Consider the following 15403-nt stretch of genomic DNA (forward strand, 5'->3'; position numbering starts at 1 on the left):
GCTCTAAGAAGGAGGCTGGCTATGGTAGTGGTCGGATCGATTCTGGTCTCGTTGCTGGTGCTGTTGCTGGCGCTGATCGTGGTCGTGATCGCGATTTACAACGGTCTGGTCCGATCACGCCTGCGTACCCGCGAAGCCTGGTCGGCAATCGATGTGCAACTCAAGCGCCGCGCCGATCTGGTGCCCAATCTGGTCGAGGTGGTGCGCGGGTATGCGGCGCACGAACAGGATACGCTCACCGAAGTGATCCGGGCGCGGGGGGCTTTGCAGCAGGCGCAGGGCGCCAACCAGGCGGCCGAGGCTGACAATATGCTCACGCAGGCGCTGGGTCGGCTGTTCGCCGTGGTCGAAGCCTATCCCCAGCTCAAGGCTTCCGACAATTTCATGGCACTGCAGCGGGATCTCTACGATATCGAGGACAAGGTTGCCTACGCCCGGCAGTTCTATAACCGCAATGTGCTCGATTTCAATATCCGTATCCAGGTCTTCCCGCAGTCCATTCTGGCGGCGATCTTCGGCTTTACTCCCGCTGAATTCTTCGAGTCGAAAGAGGCGCAGGGCAATGTCAGCGTGAGTTTCTGGAAGTAGGAGTGGCAGAACATGGCAAGTGCTGCCGAGCCGTTTTCCCGCCCCGTTCTGGTGTATGACCGGATCGACCAGAATGTGCGCGATACACGCCTCCTGCTCGGTTTTTTCATCGTGCTGGTGCTGCCGGCGCTGGCTTTTCTGGTCGAATATGGCGCGGTCTGGCTGCTGATGTTGTCGCCGGCAGTGATGGCCAACCTGCAAAGCCAGCAGCAGATGATAAGCATGTGGTTTCTCATGGGCGGCTTCATCCTGCTGGGCTTGCTGGCGTTTGCGGCCTTCAGGTATTTCGCAGCCGTGGAATCGACCTTGCATACGCTGGGTGCACGCGCACCCTTGCCGGAAGAATCCGAATACGTCCGTACGGTTGAAAACCTGTGCATCGGTGCCGGGTTACCGCAGCCGCAGTTGTATGTCGTGGATACCTGGCTGCCCAATGCCTTCAGCGTCGGCTTCACGCCGGAAAGCGCCAGCCTGGTGGTCACGCGCGGCTTGCTTGATCTGCTCGACCGGCTGGAACTGGAAGGCGTGATCGCACACGAGCTCTCGCATGTCGGCAATCGTGATTCCAGGCTCAATACCGTGCTGTCGGTGATGCTGCGCACAATGATCATTCCGTTGCCGATCCGGATCGTGCTGTGGCTGGGAATCGTGCTGTCGGTGCCGCTGTACTTTGTCGATGCCGAGATGTTCAGCGATTTTCCTCCCCAGGCGCGCATCCTGATCGCATTGCAGTCGGTGCTCGTGATCTGGGCCTTGTTGTGGCCGTGGGTGGGGCGCCTGATCCAGCATGCGGTATCGCGTCGCCGAGAACTGCTGGCCGATGCAGATGCCGTGCTACTGACACGCTATCCGGCAGGGCTGGCTGGCGCCTTGAGCAAGGCCAGCAGTGCGATTGCTGCAGGCGGTGCCACGGCTGTCAGGCAGTCAGCCGGTTTTGCCCATCCGGCGTTCAGCCACCTGTTCCTGCTCACACCCATCACAACCTGGGAGCTGTTCGATCCGCACCCGCCCGTCGGTGAGCGTGTGGCAGCGCTGGCAGGCATGGATAGCACGATTACCTCGGCGGAACTGGAGCAGGCCACGGCGGCGGGCAAGGCGTTTACCGAAACCCGTGATTTCAAGCCTGGCAGCAAGGATGTCGGACAGGATCAGACCGACTGGCTGGATAGCTTGCCCGGCATGCTGCACACAGCCCTGCGTGGCATTCGCTATGGCATGTTGGCGATGGTGGTTTTCTTTGTCATTTCCGGCATCCTGCCGATCCTGATGGGCGCACGGTTGTCGGTCGATGACATTCGAAACACCTTGCCGATCTCTGCTTCGATCGGCTACGCGGTGGCGGGCTATACCTCGGCCAGGCAGTTTTCGCCGCAACGCAAGTTGGCGCTGCTGGGGTGCTGCTTCATTCTGTATTTTGTCTGGATGTTTGCTGGCGTATCGATTGCCATGACGCTGGAACGTGCCTCAGCCGGGGCGCAAGTGCCACTGCTGCAATGGTTGCTGGGCAGCGTGGCGCTGGTCGTGATCGGCGGCCTGGCTGGCGCGGCAATACAGGCCGCGATCGTGACCGGGGCGATCTGGTCACTGTTGCGCAGGCGACCTGCACGCCGGCCCGGATTGCAGTATTTGATGGAAACCGAGGACGAGCTTGCGGCGCGCCATATCACCCGGCCAGCACCGGCAACGCATTCACCGGAAGTTGCTCGCGCCGATATCACCGATAAGAGTGAAGCGGTTTCAACCTCGAACATGCAGCAACCTGTATCCGCACAGGATGAACCGCGCAGCCCCACGGTGCCGACGCCGGAGCATCGCGCTCCATGTCCGCATTGCGGTGCGATGATGGCTGATACCGACACGATTTGTGTCTGGTGCGGGCAGCGCCGAACCTCCTGACTTGCGCTGATTCACCGCATGGTTTGACCGGCTGGCGGGCCTCCACTATCGTTCAGGGCTTCAGAGCCTGTTCACGATCTTTTCACCGCAGCGCCAGACAGGAAAAGGGTTAGCCACAAGGCGAACGACACCGGCAATAACGGGTTATTTCCAAGACGTTCAATGCAGTGGATGGCCATTTTCCTGCCTGGCCCGGCGGGTTCCGGGCATTGCCGGCAGCCGCCGGCGTTACAAACCGCTTGTGGTACACGTACCACGGCACGGTTTGTGCTTTGGCCTCTATCCGGCACTGCACAGAACGCTGCGGTGAAAAGATCGTGAACAGGCTCTCAGGATTCGAGGTATAGAACGTGGAAGCTCTGTTGTACTGGGTAGGCGTGGCGGCGGTGGCGGTCATGGCGATAACCGGCGTGCTGGATGCCGCGCGCAAGGATATGGATCTGGTTGGCGCGATTACGATCGGCACTACCACCGCGCTGGGGGGCGGAACCGTGCGTGATGTCCTGCTTGATCGCACCGTGTTCTGGCTGGTGGATCACTGGTATCTGGTGGCGGCTGCCGGCACGGCGGCGCTGAGTTTTTTCCTGGTACGCCGGCGGTCTTTGCCACCCCGCTTGTTTCTGTTGCCTGATGCGCTGGGGCTGGCGCTGTTTACCATCATCGGCACCCAGGTAGCGCTGCACGCGCATGTGCACTGGCTGGCGGCCAGCCTTCTCGGTGTGATCACCGGCGTGGTCGGTGGCGTGCTGCGCGATGTGCTGTGCAACGATGTGCCGCTGGTGTTCGTGCGCGGCGAGCTTTATGCCTCGGCGGCCTGGTTAGGCGCGGTTGCGCTGATCGGTTTGCAGGCGCTGGGTGTTTCACCGGTTGTCTCTGCGTGGTGTGGCATGGCGTTGATTCTGGTCATCCGGCTGCTCGCCCTCGCGTTTCGGGTCACCTTGCCCACCTTGCGTGATAGAAAATAAGCGACTTCCTTTTGATCTGATTTCCTTCGGAGATGTCATGTCCCAGACCCGTTTCGATCGTGCGATCGCCCTGTTCGATGCCGCCAATGCCGAAGACCCGAATCAGGAAATTGCCGAAGGCAAGTCCTGGCCCAAGGAATTGCTGTATGCGCAGCGCATGAGCGAGATGCTGGGGCGTTTCATGCCCGATGCCGACGAAGTGGTGCGTCTGGCCTGCCGCGCCCAGCATATCCAGCGCTGGAAGATTCCGCGCCAGGATTACCCGATGACGCGCGAAGGCTATCTGATGTGGCGCACGGCGCTCTATAAGTTCCATGCCGATCTGGCGGGGGAGCTGATGGCGCAGGCCGGCTACGAGCCCGACCTGATTGACTCGGTGAAGCGGGCCATCGGCAAGCGCGGCATGAAGGTCAACCCCGCCACGCAGGCGCTGGAGGATGTGGTGGCGCTGGTTTTCCTCGAGCATTACATGACCGGTTTTGCCGCGCACAATCCCGATTACAGCGAGCAAAAATGGCTGGATATCGTTCGCAAGACCTGGAAAAAGATGTCGGAAGCGGGCCGGGCCTTTGCGTTGTCGGGCAGGATCAGGCTGCCAGCCGATCTGCTGCCGCTGATCCAGAAAGCCATCCAGGAGGAGTGATCATGAGGATGCGTTTCCCGTTTGCTGCGGTGATGCTGTTCTGTGCCGGGCTGGCGCAGGCAGAGACCATCGGTTGCGTGACCACGGCATGGAAGCTGATCGGCGCCAACCATCGGGTATGCGTGGAAGCCTTTTCCGATCCCAAGATTCCCGGCGTGACCTGCCATGTGAGCCAGGCCCGCACCGGCGGCGTGGCCGGATCGCTCGGGCTGGCGCAGGACCCGTCGCAGTTTTCGCTGGCTTGCCGCCAGACGGGGCCGATCACGCTGCCGGCCAAGCTGCCCAAGGATGAGGTAATCTTTTCCGAGGATACGTCGATCCTGTTCAAGGAAACCCGCATCACCCGCATGTGGGATGAAGCGCACCGCACGCTCGTGTATCTGGCGATCAGCCGCAAGCTGATCGAAGGCGCGCCGGCCAACAGCATCTCCACGGTGCCGGTGATGCCGTGGGGCGGCAAGTAGCGTTTCGCGACCTTATCACCAGTCCTCTCTCGCATGCTTTTAAGGCGTTGAAATAAGATTAAACGCATTAGGTGCTTTCTACCGGGATTGGCCGGGAGTTCACCCCGGCGGGTGAGTGACTTTCTTTGCTTCTGCAAAGAAAGTCACCAAAGAAAGCAGCCCCCGGGCGGCCGGCGCTCCGCGTTACCCTCGTTTGGTCGGGAGCCAAAGGCTCCCTCCGCGCACTCGGCGGCCTTGAAGGGGTTCGGGGTGTTCTTGCAGACAATCGAGTATTCGCTGCGGTATGCAGTATTACCTTTCCCCTTTGCCACGCCGAGCATCGCAGCCAGACGCGGGAATTCGGCGAGGACTGTTTGAGGGCGAAGCCCGAGTTTCGCAGCCGCCGCGTTTGGCGAGAAGCGCAAGGGAACCCGTAGGGCGTGGCAGCGGGGTCGCCTTCTTTTGGTTTCTTTTCTTGGCGAAGCAAGAAAAGAAACTCGGCCGCCGGGACGAACTCCCGGCCAGACCAAGCCGCCATGACAACTCCACACAAATCCAACAATTCCGGCGGGTGCTTGTCGCGACTGCGACAAGAAACTGGCAAAAGCCACTGAAAATCCGCGCAGTCCGGCTGGCACGCATCTTGATACAGGTAGTGCAAACCTTGTCGAGATTGCATCGTGAACGCCCGAGACCTCACTGCCCTGATGACCGAACCGGCCTGCGAGCACCAGGACGCGGCCAAGCCCAAGACCGGCTGTTCCCGCCCCAAGCCTGGTGCGACTGCTGGTGGCTGCACGTTCGATGGCGCGCAGATCGCCTTGCTGCCGGTGAGCGATGCTGCGCACATCGTGCATGGCCCGATCGGCTGTGCCGGCAGCTCCTGGGATAACCGCGGCGCACGCACCAGCGGGCCCGGCCTGTACCGCTACGGGCTGACCACCGATCTGTCCGAGCAGGACATCATCATGGGACGCGGCGAGAAGCGCCTGTTCCTCGGCATCAAGCAGGCGATCGACCGTTTCCATCCAGCCGCCGTGTTTGTCTACGCCACCTGTGTCACCGCGCTGATCGGCGAGGATCTGTCCGCCGTGTGCCAGGCGGCCGAAGCGAAATTCGGCGTTCCCGTGGTGCCGGTGGATTGCGCCGGTTTCTACGGCAGCAAGAATCTGGGCAACCGCATCGCGGGCGAAACGCTGCTCAAGCATGTGATCGGCACCCGCGAACCGGAGCCCGCACCGGCTGGCGTGCATGACATCAACCTGATCGGGGAATTCAATATTGCCGGCGAGCTGTGGCATGTGATGCCGCTGTTCGACGAGCTGGGCCTGCGCGTGCTCTCGACGCTGGCGGGCGATAGCCGCTTTGCCGAGTTGCAGACGATGCACCGGGCCAAGGCCAATATGCTGGTCTGCTCGAAAGCGCTGCAGAACGTGGCGCGCAAGCTGCAGGAACGCCACGGCACACCCTGGTTCGAAGGCAGTTTCTACGGCGTGCGCGACATGGGTCAATCACTACGTGACTTTGCCCGCCTGATCGGCGATATCGATCTGATGGCGCGCACCGAAGCACTGATCGAGCGCGAAGAAGCCAAACTGAACGAAGCCCTGGCGCCGTACTGCGCGATCCTCTCTGGCAAGAAAGCCGTGCTCTATACCGGCGGGGTGAAATCCTGGTCGATCGTCTCGGCGCTGCAGGATCTGGGGGTCGAGGTGGTGGCGACAGGTACCAAGAAATCCACCGAGGCCGACAAGGCCCGTATCCGCGATCTGATGGGCGATGAAGCACACATGATCGAGGAGGGCACGCCAGCCGAGCTGGTGGGCCTGGTCGATCGTTACCAGGCCGACATCCTGATTGCCGGTGGGCGCAACCTCTACACCGGTCTGAAATCGCGCACGCCCTTCCTTGATGTGAACCAGGAACGCGAGTTCGCGTTTGCCGGTTACACCGGCATGGTCACGCTGGCGCAACGTCTGGTCAATGCGATTACCAGCCCGATCTGGCCGCTGGTACGCAGCACCGCACCGTGGGAGGCCTAAGCATGGCAGCGATCAGAAAATCTTCCAAGCCACTGGCGGTGAACCCGCTCAAGAGCAGTGCTTTCATGGGCGCGGCACTGGCCTACCTCGGCGTGGAACGCACGATTCCCTTGCTGCACAGCGCACAGGGTTGTTCGGCCTTTGCCAAGGTGTTTTTCGTGCGTCATTTCCGCGAACCGATTCCGCTGCAGACTACGGCGATGGATCACGTCGCTACGGTGATGAGCGCCGACGAGAATCTGGTCGAAGCGCTGGCGCTGCTCTGCGGCAAGCAGAAACCGGCGCTGATCGGTGTGGCCACGTCGGGGCTGGCCGAAACGCAGGGCGCCGACGTGGCGCGTGTGATCAAGTCGTTCCGCGCCCAGTATCCTCAATACGAAGCAACCAAGGTGGTGTGGGCAAGTACGCCGGATTTCCGGGGCGGCTTCGAGCAGGGGTTTGCCGAGGCGCTGTACTGCCTGATCGATCAGCTCATTTCTGGACAAGCCTTCAGCATCACTGAGCGTGAAGCCAGCCGCAATCTCAACCTGCTTTGCCCTGCCTGGATGACGCCCGGCGATCAGGAAGCACTGGCCGAGATGGTCGAAGCCTTCGGGCTGAATCCGGTCATGTTGCCCGATCTGGCCAGTTCGCTCGATGGCCACTTGGGCGAGGCACGGCTCAATCCGGTCAGCCAAGGCGGCGTATCGGTCAATGCCATTGAAAATCTGGGTAATGCGATTGCCACACTGGTGTTTGGTCGTAGCCTGCGGGCTGCCGGCGATCTGTTGGCCGTACGCACTGGAGTGCCGAGTATCCAGTTGGATCAGTGTCTGGGCCTGAATGCAACCGACCAGATCCTGATGACGCTGGCCGAGTTGTCCGGGCAGCCAGTCCCCAAAGGTTTTACCCGCCAAAGGCAGCAACTGCAGGATGCGCTGCTCGACAGCCACTTCATGCTCACCGGCGCCAGGGTTGCGGTTGCGGCCGAGCCGGATCATCTGGGCCAGTTGATTGGCTTGCTCAATGAAGTGGGCGCGGTGCCGGTCAGCGCTGTGTGCCCATCGCAGCCGGCCTGGCTGGCGGAGCTGTCGCTGGAGTCGATCACGGTTGGCGATCTGCAGGATTGGGAAGACGAGGCCAGCGCAGCCGGTGCAGAGTTGCTGATGACCAATTCGCACGGTGTCGCCGTTGCGGCGCGCCTGAAAGTGCCGCTGCTGCGGGTCGGCTTCCCGCAATACGACTGGCTGGGTGGCTACCAGCGCGTGTGGTTTGGCTACCGCGGCGCGCGCCAGGCCTTTTTCGATCTCGGCAATCTGTGGACGGAACACCATGAACACGCCATCGAGCCCGCGCCTTACGTCTCCCGTTTCCGCAGCGGTGCGCACGCTGACTCTTGTTCCGGAGAAAAAGACCATGAGCCCGCGACTTGCGTTTGCCAGCACTGACGGCCACAGCGTCAACGATCACTTCGGTTCTGCGCCGCGCTTTCATGTGTTCGCGCTGGAGCCCGATGGCCCGCAGCACTGTGCCGTGATCCAGTGCCAGAGCGGCGAGGGCCACGACAGTGTTCGCCTGTCCGAGCGTATTCAGGCCCTGCAGCAATGCCGTGCGGTGGTTTGTACCGCCATCGGGCAGGGCGCCTTGCGCCAGTTGCGTGCCGCCGGACTTGAAGCCGTGCGGGTGCCGGAGGGCGCCAGTATCAACACGCTGCTGGCGGATTGGTCGGCAGGCAGGCTGGGGCTGGGATTGAAGAAAGCCGAAGAGGGCACGGATCGCTTCGACAAGTTTCTGGATGAGGGGTGGGAAGAATGAACGCAGCCATGACCTGTTCCGACGCCGACCGGCGCTATGCCCAAGCCGTAGTGCTGACGCGAAATGGTAAGCGGGTGGAGTTGGCGGTCTCTCGCCAGAGTGCCTGTACCGCCTGCTCGCATAACCACGGCTGCGGCAGCAAGCAGGATGCCGGTCGTGCCCAGCGTATATGGCTGGAAACGGATATCCCCCTCAAAACGGGCGAGACAGTAGCGGTGGCCATGCCGGATCAGGCGGTCTGGCATGCGGCATTGCTGATGTATGGCTTGCCGCTGGCCGGTTTCGTCGTCGGCCTGTTGCTGGGGGCGTTGCAGGATGAACCAATGGCCATGCTGGGTGCTGCGATGGGCCTGCTGGGCGGGTTCGTGTTGGCTGGCCGGCTGGCGCGCCGGGTATCCGCATCATTGGAATTGTTTCAACAGGCGCCAGTGCCGCCGTCAATGGGAAAAGGGAGGAATCAGCCATGACCGAAGTTGCCGATACCGGCGTTTTTCAATCTGCCTTCATGCAGGAATTGCTGCGCCAGATCCGGGCAACGGATACCTATGGCGTGCGCAGTACCTGGACTGCCGAGCGATTGTTCGAGCCTTATTTCAAGAAGCGTGGCACCGAAGCCGGTTGCACGCTCGATAGCGCAGCACTGCTGCGAGTACAGCTTTTCTACCAGGCACTGGCCATTCTGATCGAAGGCGAGTGCGGCCAGATGGTGAGCACCATCGTCAACATCAATGACGAAGGATTCGGCCGTGTGGTCCTGATTGTCGGGCGACTGGTAGTGCTCGATAAAACCGTGCGCGATGCCGGACGTTTCAGCTTCGCCACCTCCCAGGCCATGCAGGCCGAAGCGGAAAAAATGCTTGCGGTGGCTGTCGGCCTGATCGGCAAATACCCGGAAGCAGCCAACCTTTAATAAACAGCTCAGAGAGGAAACTATCATGGCTTTCATGACTGGAAAAACCCGTGGCGGTGCCGATTGGGTGCCCGATTTCGTTACCGCCATCAACAAGGCGGCCTGCATCGGCTGCGGCCGCTGCTTCAAGGCGTGCCCGCGCGATGTGCTCACGCTGGTTGAATACCAGATGACCGATGACGATGATGATTGCGACAGCACCGCCATGGTGATGGATATCGTCAATGAAGGCGATTGCATCGGCTGTGCCGCCTGTTCGCGCGTCTGCCCGAAGGATTGCTACAGCCATGCGCCACTGCCTGCCTGACTTCGGGTAGGTTCTAACTTCTCCTTCTGTGGGTGCCCCGGTCTTTGACTGGATAGCTCACCGCGCAATTTGCTTTTTGCTGTGCGCGTCTGACCCGTCTGTGTCCGGATGCTTGCATCCGGGTAGCATCGGCGGGTCTTTTTTCGTGATCATCCCCTTGCCGGGAGAGCGCGAGATATCACACGGCTCACGAATTTGACCGCTTGCCCCTCTGATCGAGCCATATCCGGTTTGATTTCCTTCATCCTGACTAGGCTGGAAGCACGATGTCCTGTTTGTAAACAGGCTCATATTGCCATTTCCGGGAGTCGCCCATGTCTGCCCAGAAATCATCTGTTGCCGCCATCAACGGTAGTGCCCGGCGCCGGATTTTCCTGTGCCTGCTTGGCCGGCTGGTGCTTGCATTCTGGCTCGGTCTATCCGCCGTTGCTGCCATGGCGCAACCTACCGCCGCAGCCGGTGTTGTGACGATTCTGACCATTAATGGCGCCATCGGTCCGGCCAATGCCGATTATGTGGTGCGCGGCATCAGCCAAGCTTCTGCCAGGCAGAGCCAGCTGGTGATCCTGCAGATGGATACGCCGGGCGGACTCGACACCGCCATGCGCGACATCATCAAAGCCATTCTGGCTTCCGAGGTGCCGGTGGCCAGCTTTGTTGCGCCGGGGGGCGCACGGGCGGCCAGTGCCGGCACCTATATCCTGTATGCCAGCCACATTGCCGCCATGGCGCCCGGCACCAATCTGGGTGCGGCCACGCCGGTTCAGGTCGGCGGTTTGCCACCCGATCCCTCGGCCCCAGTTGGTCGCCCGGATGATCCGGGCAAGGAAGCCAGCCACCCGGACACCACGGATTTGCCCACGGCCTCCACCATGACACGCAAGCAAGTGAATGATGCTGCTGCCTATATCCGTGGCCTGGCGCAGTTGCGCGGCCGCAATGCCGAATGGGCAGAACGTGCCGTACGAGAGGCCGTCAGCCTGTCGGCCGAAGATGCGCTGCAGCAACAGGTGATCGATCACGTTGCGGCCGATGTACCGGCCCTGTTGCAGCGGCTCGATGGCCTGTCGGTCAAGGTCCTGCATGGCGTAAAAACGTTGCAGACCCAACAGGCGGTGGCGGTTGAGGTGCCGCCGGATTGGCGTACCCAGCTGCTGGAAGTCATTACCAACCCCAGCATTGCCTTGCTGCTGATGTCAATCGGGCTGTACGGCATCATTTTTGAACTCCTGAGCCCGGGTTTTAGCGCACCGGGTGTGCTGGGCATCATCTGCCTGTTGCTGGCGCTCTATGGTTTGCAGTTGTTGCCGGTCAGTTATGCCGGTCTGGCGCTGATCCTGCTGGGAATCGGCTTTATGGTGACGGAGGCTTTCCTGCCGAGCTTCGGCATCTTCGGGGTCGGTGGGATTGCCGCGTTTGTTGCCGGCGCACTGATGCTGATCAAGACCGATCTGCCCGGCTTTGGCATTTCCCCGGTATGGGTGGGAGCCGTTGCACTGGGCAGCGCATTGCTGATCGGCCTCATGGTTGGTGCTGCGGTTAAATCGCGCCATCGGGCGGTAGTCGGTGGTCCAGATGAGCTGATCGGCAAACGTGCCGAAGTGGTGGAAGCTATGGGACAGGAGGGCTGGGTGCGTTTGCACGGGGAAAACTGGCGTGTGCTCAGCCGGCAGCCATTACGGCCGGGATTGTCGGTACAGGTTGTGGCCCGCAAGGGATTGCTGCTGGAAGTTGTCGTTATCGATGACATCGAGAAGGGAGAATGATCATGATTTTGGACCTGAGTTTCGGATTCGGTGCGTTGGCATTCCTGCTGATCATGCTGCTGTCCGCATCCATTCGCGTCCTGCGCGAATACCAGCGAGGGGTGGTGTTCCAATTGGGGCGATTCTGGGCGGTAAAAGGCCCGGGCTTGGTGATCATCATCCCGGTGATCCAGCAGATGGTGAAAGTCGACTTACGCACAATCGTGCTGGATGTGCCGACGCAGGATGTCATCTCGCGCGACAACGTATCGGTCAAGGTGAATGCGGTGCTGTATTTCCGCGTGGTCGAGCCTGACAAGGCCATCATCCAGGTGGAAAATTTTTTCGATGCCACCAGCCAGCTCGCGCAGACCACCTTGCGCGCGGTATTGGGCAAGCACGAACTGGACGATATGCTGGCAGAGCGCGAAAGGCTGAATCTGGATATTCAGCAAGTGCTTGATGCACAGACGGATGCCTGGGGCATCAAGGTATCCAATGTCGAGATCAAGCATGTCGATCTGGATGAGTCGATGGTGCGTGCCATCGCCAAGCAGGCTGAGGCCGAACGCGAGCGCCGCGCCAAAGTGATCCATGCCGAAGGTGAGCTGCAGGCAGCCGAAAAGCTGATGCAGGCCGCGCAGATCATGGCCAGGGAACCGGGCGCCATGCAGTTGCGCTATATGCAGACACTGGCCAATATCGCCGGCGATAAATCCTCGACCATTGTCTTTCCATTGCCGATGGAATTGGCATCGGGCCTGGCACAGATGTGTGCGCAACGTCAGGCCGGAGCAGACCAAAAGTAGCTTCAGAACCGGCCCATGCCACCCCCCATGCCCGGCCCGGGCCGACCTCCGGGGCTGGTGTCACGCCGGGTTTCCCGGTCGGCATCCGTACGGTTCTGGCAATCCAGTCCGGTATACAGTGCAGGAAGCGTACCGGCCAGGCGTTGGTCGGCAATTTTTTGCTGGCTGGCATCGAGCGACTGATACAGGATGCGTGCCTGGTCGGCGATCTGTTCCAGCGCCGCGAGCCGGTTGCTGGCGGTGTCGATCCTTGCCTGTATTTGCGCCAGTGCGCTGCGTGCAGTCGACTGATACAGACTGGCTTTCATCTGGTCTGCCATCAGGGCGCTGACACTCTCCTGATAGCTATTCCATAGCACCACTTGCCTGGGGGTCAGCGTCAGTGCCATGGCTGTTTCCTGCAACTGGGTTTGCAGCGGCGCGGTCACCGATTGGCAACTGATCATGCTACGCGCACTCTCCCGGGGTATGTCGCTTCCGCCCGGCATATCGCCGTGATCGCGTGGTGGGCCGCTGCAAGCAGCCAGGGCCATGGCCAGCAGGGTCAGAGATACGCTCATGTGTGTTCGCATTGCCGGGTTCCGTAATGACAGGTACGGAATTTTGCCGGGAGCAGGCAGTCTCAGACAGGCAGGAACAGGCAAATTCAGGTTAAGCTTGGTTATGTGTGCAGGTCGCGATAGGAAATGGAGCAGGGGAGGTCATATGAACAAGGAACAAAAATCGCGGTGCCGGAAAATCATCCATGGTGCTGCTGTGCTGGCGGGGGCCGGCAACCTGATCCCGATTCCCGGTACCGGCGTTGCAGCCGATACGGTCGCGATGACAACCATGGCTATCGGTCTGGCTTCGGTATTCGGTGCCAGTCTGACCGAAGAGGCCGCGCGTGCGCTCGCCATCAATTCGGTACGGCAGACCGTGCTGAAGCAGCCGGTGCGCATTGTGGCCAAGGAAGTCACCAAATTCGTTCCGGTGCTGGGTATGTTGATCGCACCGGCAGTCAGTATCGCCGTGCTGGAAGCAGCGGGCTGGTCCATGGCTGCCGATCTGGAGCGCCGCCAGACCATTCCTTCCTGATGCCGCCAGTGAGCACCAGGGAAATCTGCTAATCCGGATGGCCATCTCTACAGGAGAATTTTGCATGCAAAATAAAATTGTTACCGGTCTCGTTTTGACCGGGTTCATGAGTCTTACTGCCATGTCCCATGCAGCCGATTACCAGACTCAGGGACTCACCGCTGCTGAAAACAGCTTGCCGGTTTTCTATGAAGCCCTGAAAGCCAAGATGACTTTCCCGCTCGGCTGGAAGCCGGACAACAAGGATCCAGCGGCCTGGCGCAAGACAGGACTGGCCAAGGCGCGCGAGGTGATGCTGCCTGGTGAGGAAAATTCACCGTTTGCGCCGCAGGTCATCGATGAAATTGACCGGGGCAGCTATATCGCGCGCAAGGTCGTGTTCAACGTGACTGCCGAAAGCCGGGTACTGGGTCTGTTGCTGGTGCCCAAGGGCAAGGGACCATTTCCCGCCGCGCTGATGTTGCATGATCACGGCAGCAAGTTTGATATCGGCAAGGAGAAGTTCATCCAGCCCTGGGGGGATGAGGCAAAACTGAAATCGGCGCAGGAGTGGGCCGGCAAGTTTTTCAGCAACCGCTTCCCTGGCGATGAACTGGCCAAGCGTGGCTATGTCGTGTTTGCAACCGATGCGCTGGGCTGGGGTGATCGCAGCGTACCCGGCTTCCAGCGCGAATCGCAGCAGGCACTGGCCAGCAACCTGTTCAACCTCGGTAGCTCATATGCCGGGATCGTGGCGCAGGAAGACGTGCGTGCCTCCGAATTCCTAGCCAGCTTGCCTGAAGTCGACAAGCAGAAAGTGGCTGCTGTCGGTTTCTCGATGGGCGCTTTCCGTGCCTGGCAGGTCGCGGCCTTATCGGACGCGGTAACCGCGGCCATTGCAGACTGCTGGATGGGAACGATGCAGGGGCTGATGGTGCCGGGCAACAACCAGCTGCGTGGCCAATCTGCCTTCCCGATGCTGCATCCAGGCATTGGTCGTTACCTGGACTACCCCGATGTGGCCGGGCTGGCTGCACCCAAACCGATGCTGGTCTATGCCGGTGAGAAAGACACGCTGTTCCCGATCGAATCGGTCAATGCCGCCTTTGCCAAAATGAAGCAGATCTGGGCGGCCAATCAGGCTGCCGACAAGCTGGAAACGCGTTTCTGGCCGCTGGGGCATACCTTTGTGCAGGAACAGCAGGATGCCGCGTTTGCTTGGCTGGACAAACAGTTCGGGCGCAAATGAAGCGTTGCAGAAGCGCAGAGCAAATGGATTGCATGAAGAGAGCCATCTGCAGACCGGATACAGATAACGGCCGATAAGTCGTATCGATGTTGGGGTATCAAGTCATTCGGTAGCAGAAAAGACCAAGGGCTTGTAAATCATTGATTTACAAGCCCTTGATTTTATTGGTCGGAGTGGCGGGATTCGAACTCGCGACCCCTTGCACCCCATGCAAGTGCGCTACCAGGCTGCGCTACACTCCGAAAAGAGAGCGGATTATAACGACTCTCTTCATGTCTGGCTAGCTTTTCAGCCAGTCCAGCAAATCTTCCAGTTCGCGCCGGATGTCACTCATGTCGGCTTGTTCCAGATATTCAACCACGACCGGGTCGCCCGTGATGGTTGCCAACTGGTTGCGGGCGCCACTGATGGTGAAACCCTGTTCGTATAGCAGCGAGCGGATGCGGCGCACCAGCAGCACTTCGTGGTGCTGGTAGTAACGCCGATTGCCGCGCCGCTTGACCGGCTTGAGTTGCGTGAATTCCTGCTCCCAGTAGCGCAGGACATGCGGCTTGACGCCACACAGGTCGCTGACTTCTCCAATGGTGAAGTAGCGCTTGGCCGGGATCGGCGGTAACTCAGTCGTTGGCGTGACGTTGTTGCTGCTTTGCATAGTGGAGTTCCACCATTCCCTTCAGTTTCTGGCTGGCATGGAAAGTCACCACACGGCGCGCCGAGATGGGAATTTCCTCTCCCGTTTTCGGATTGCGGCCGGGACGCTGTGGCTTGTCACGCAACTGGAAGTTGCCAAATCCGGAAAGTTTGACTGTGTCACCCACAGCCAGTGCTACGCGGATTTCATCGAAAAAGGCCTCAACCATGTCCTTGGCTTCACGTTTGTTGAGGCCTACCTTGTCGAACAGCATGTCGGCGAGGTCTGCTTTGGTTAGTGTCATTTTTTATTGGTCTCGAACTAT

At 60.3% G+C, this 15403-nt stretch carries 18 protein-coding genes and 1 tRNA gene; 15 read left to right on the top strand and 4 right to left on the bottom strand.

Annotated elements, in window-relative coordinates; translation table 11 throughout:
• Nucleotides 1-21 precede the first annotated feature (21 nt).
• The 13 genes from AC0KVQ_RS07780 (at nucleotide 22) to AC0KVQ_RS07840 (ending at nucleotide 12142) form a co-directional block, all read left to right on the top strand.
• Nucleotides 22-588: a LemA family protein gene (locus tag AC0KVQ_RS07780; protein ID WP_473420579.1), complete on the top strand. Its 567-nt coding sequence runs from the start codon at nucleotides 22-24 to the stop codon at nucleotides 586-588.
• 12 nt (nucleotides 589-600) lie between these two features.
• Entirely contained in the window at nucleotides 601-2484 is a 1884-nt protein-coding gene (locus AC0KVQ_RS07785) for a M48 family metalloprotease (protein WP_473420581.1), read from the top strand.
• A 350-nt stretch (nucleotides 2485-2834) separates the two neighbouring features.
• On the top strand, nucleotides 2835-3449 hold the full coding sequence (locus AC0KVQ_RS07790) for a trimeric intracellular cation channel family protein (RefSeq protein WP_473420582.1): 615 nt from the start codon (nucleotides 2835-2837) through the stop codon (nucleotides 3447-3449).
• 37 nt (nucleotides 3450-3486) lie between these two features.
• Nucleotides 3487-4092 (top strand): DUF4202 domain-containing protein, encoded by a 606-nt coding sequence (locus tag AC0KVQ_RS07795; RefSeq protein ID WP_473420583.1) that lies wholly within the window; start codon nucleotides 3487-3489, stop codon nucleotides 4090-4092.
• Between the two features lie 2 nt (nucleotides 4093-4094).
• Nucleotides 4095-4556 carry a CreA family protein gene (locus tag AC0KVQ_RS07800; protein ID WP_473420584.1) on the top strand — a complete coding sequence of 154 codons (462 nt, stop codon included), beginning with the start codon at nucleotides 4095-4097 and terminating at the stop codon, nucleotides 4554-4556.
• Nucleotides 4557-5215: 659 nt separating this feature from the next.
• Nucleotides 5216-6577: a nitrogenase iron-molybdenum cofactor biosynthesis protein NifE gene (gene nifE, locus AC0KVQ_RS07805; RefSeq protein ID WP_473420585.1), complete on the top strand. Its 1362-nt coding sequence runs from the start codon at nucleotides 5216-5218 to the stop codon at nucleotides 6575-6577.
• 2 nt (nucleotides 6578-6579) lie between these two features.
• Nucleotides 6580-8004, top strand: a complete 1425-nt coding sequence (gene nifN / locus AC0KVQ_RS07810; protein ID WP_473420586.1) for a nitrogenase iron-molybdenum cofactor biosynthesis protein NifN — start codon at nucleotides 6580-6582, stop codon at nucleotides 8002-8004.
• A complete protein-coding gene (locus AC0KVQ_RS07815; RefSeq protein ID WP_473420587.1) occupies nucleotides 7973-8371 on the top strand; it encodes a NifB/NifX family molybdenum-iron cluster-binding protein in 399 nt (132 codons plus the stop codon). Before nifN ends, AC0KVQ_RS07815 begins: the two co-directional genes overlap by 32 nt.
• Before the next feature lie 8 nt (nucleotides 8372-8379).
• Entirely contained in the window at nucleotides 8380-8838 is a 459-nt protein-coding gene (locus AC0KVQ_RS07820; RefSeq protein WP_473420588.1) for a SoxR reducing system RseC family protein, read from the top strand.
• Complete coding sequence (locus tag AC0KVQ_RS07825) at nucleotides 8835-9281, top strand: NifX-associated nitrogen fixation protein (RefSeq protein WP_473420589.1); 447 nt, start codon at nucleotides 8835-8837, stop codon at nucleotides 9279-9281. The genes AC0KVQ_RS07820 and AC0KVQ_RS07825 overlap by 4 nt, the downstream gene beginning before the upstream one ends.
• Nucleotides 9282-9306: 25 nt before the next feature.
• Nucleotides 9307-9588: a ferredoxin III, nif-specific gene (fdxB, locus tag AC0KVQ_RS07830; protein WP_473420590.1), complete on the top strand. Its 282-nt coding sequence runs from the start codon at nucleotides 9307-9309 to the stop codon at nucleotides 9586-9588.
• A 314-nt stretch (nucleotides 9589-9902) separates the two neighbouring features.
• A complete protein-coding gene (locus AC0KVQ_RS07835; RefSeq protein WP_473420591.1) occupies nucleotides 9903-11354 on the top strand; it encodes an NfeD family protein in 1452 nt (483 codons plus the stop codon).
• A gap of 2 nt (nucleotides 11355-11356) precedes the next feature.
• Entirely contained in the window at nucleotides 11357-12142 is a 786-nt protein-coding gene (locus tag AC0KVQ_RS07840) for a slipin family protein (protein ID WP_473420592.1), read from the top strand.
• 2 nt (nucleotides 12143-12144) lie between these two features.
• On the opposite strand, the gene AC0KVQ_RS07845 is transcribed toward AC0KVQ_RS07840, so the two are convergent.
• Nucleotides 12145-12702, bottom strand: coding sequence for a hypothetical protein (locus AC0KVQ_RS07845; RefSeq protein WP_473420593.1), 558 nt, complete (start codon nucleotides 12700-12702; stop codon nucleotides 12145-12147).
• A gap of 145 nt (nucleotides 12703-12847) precedes the next feature.
• Here AC0KVQ_RS07845 and AC0KVQ_RS07850 point away from each other — a divergent pair, with 145 nt between their 5' ends.
• Entirely contained in the window at nucleotides 12848-13219 is a 372-nt protein-coding gene (locus AC0KVQ_RS07850) for a hypothetical protein (RefSeq protein WP_473420594.1), read from the top strand.
• Nucleotides 13220-13283: 64 nt separating this feature from the next.
• Entirely contained in the window at nucleotides 13284-14447 is a 1164-nt protein-coding gene (locus AC0KVQ_RS07855; protein WP_473420595.1) for a dienelactone hydrolase family protein, read from the top strand.
• A gap of 165 nt (nucleotides 14448-14612) precedes the next feature.
• Here the strand turns inward: AC0KVQ_RS07855 and AC0KVQ_RS07860 are convergent.
• From AC0KVQ_RS07860 to AC0KVQ_RS07870, 3 genes are all read right to left on the bottom strand, one after another.
• Nucleotides 14613-14689 (bottom strand) — tRNA-Pro (locus AC0KVQ_RS07860).
• Between the two features lie 38 nt (nucleotides 14690-14727).
• Nucleotides 14728-15099, bottom strand: coding sequence for a MerR family transcriptional regulator (locus tag AC0KVQ_RS07865; protein WP_473420596.1), 372 nt, complete (start codon nucleotides 15097-15099; stop codon nucleotides 14728-14730).
• Nucleotides 15065-15382, bottom strand: coding sequence for an integration host factor subunit alpha (locus tag AC0KVQ_RS07870; protein ID WP_473420597.1), 318 nt, complete (start codon nucleotides 15380-15382; stop codon nucleotides 15065-15067). Before AC0KVQ_RS07870 ends, AC0KVQ_RS07865 begins: the two co-directional genes overlap by 35 nt.
• Nucleotides 15383-15403 lie beyond the last annotated feature (21 nt).

It is taken from the genome of Formivibrio sp. oc-25, assembly GCF_055810895.1.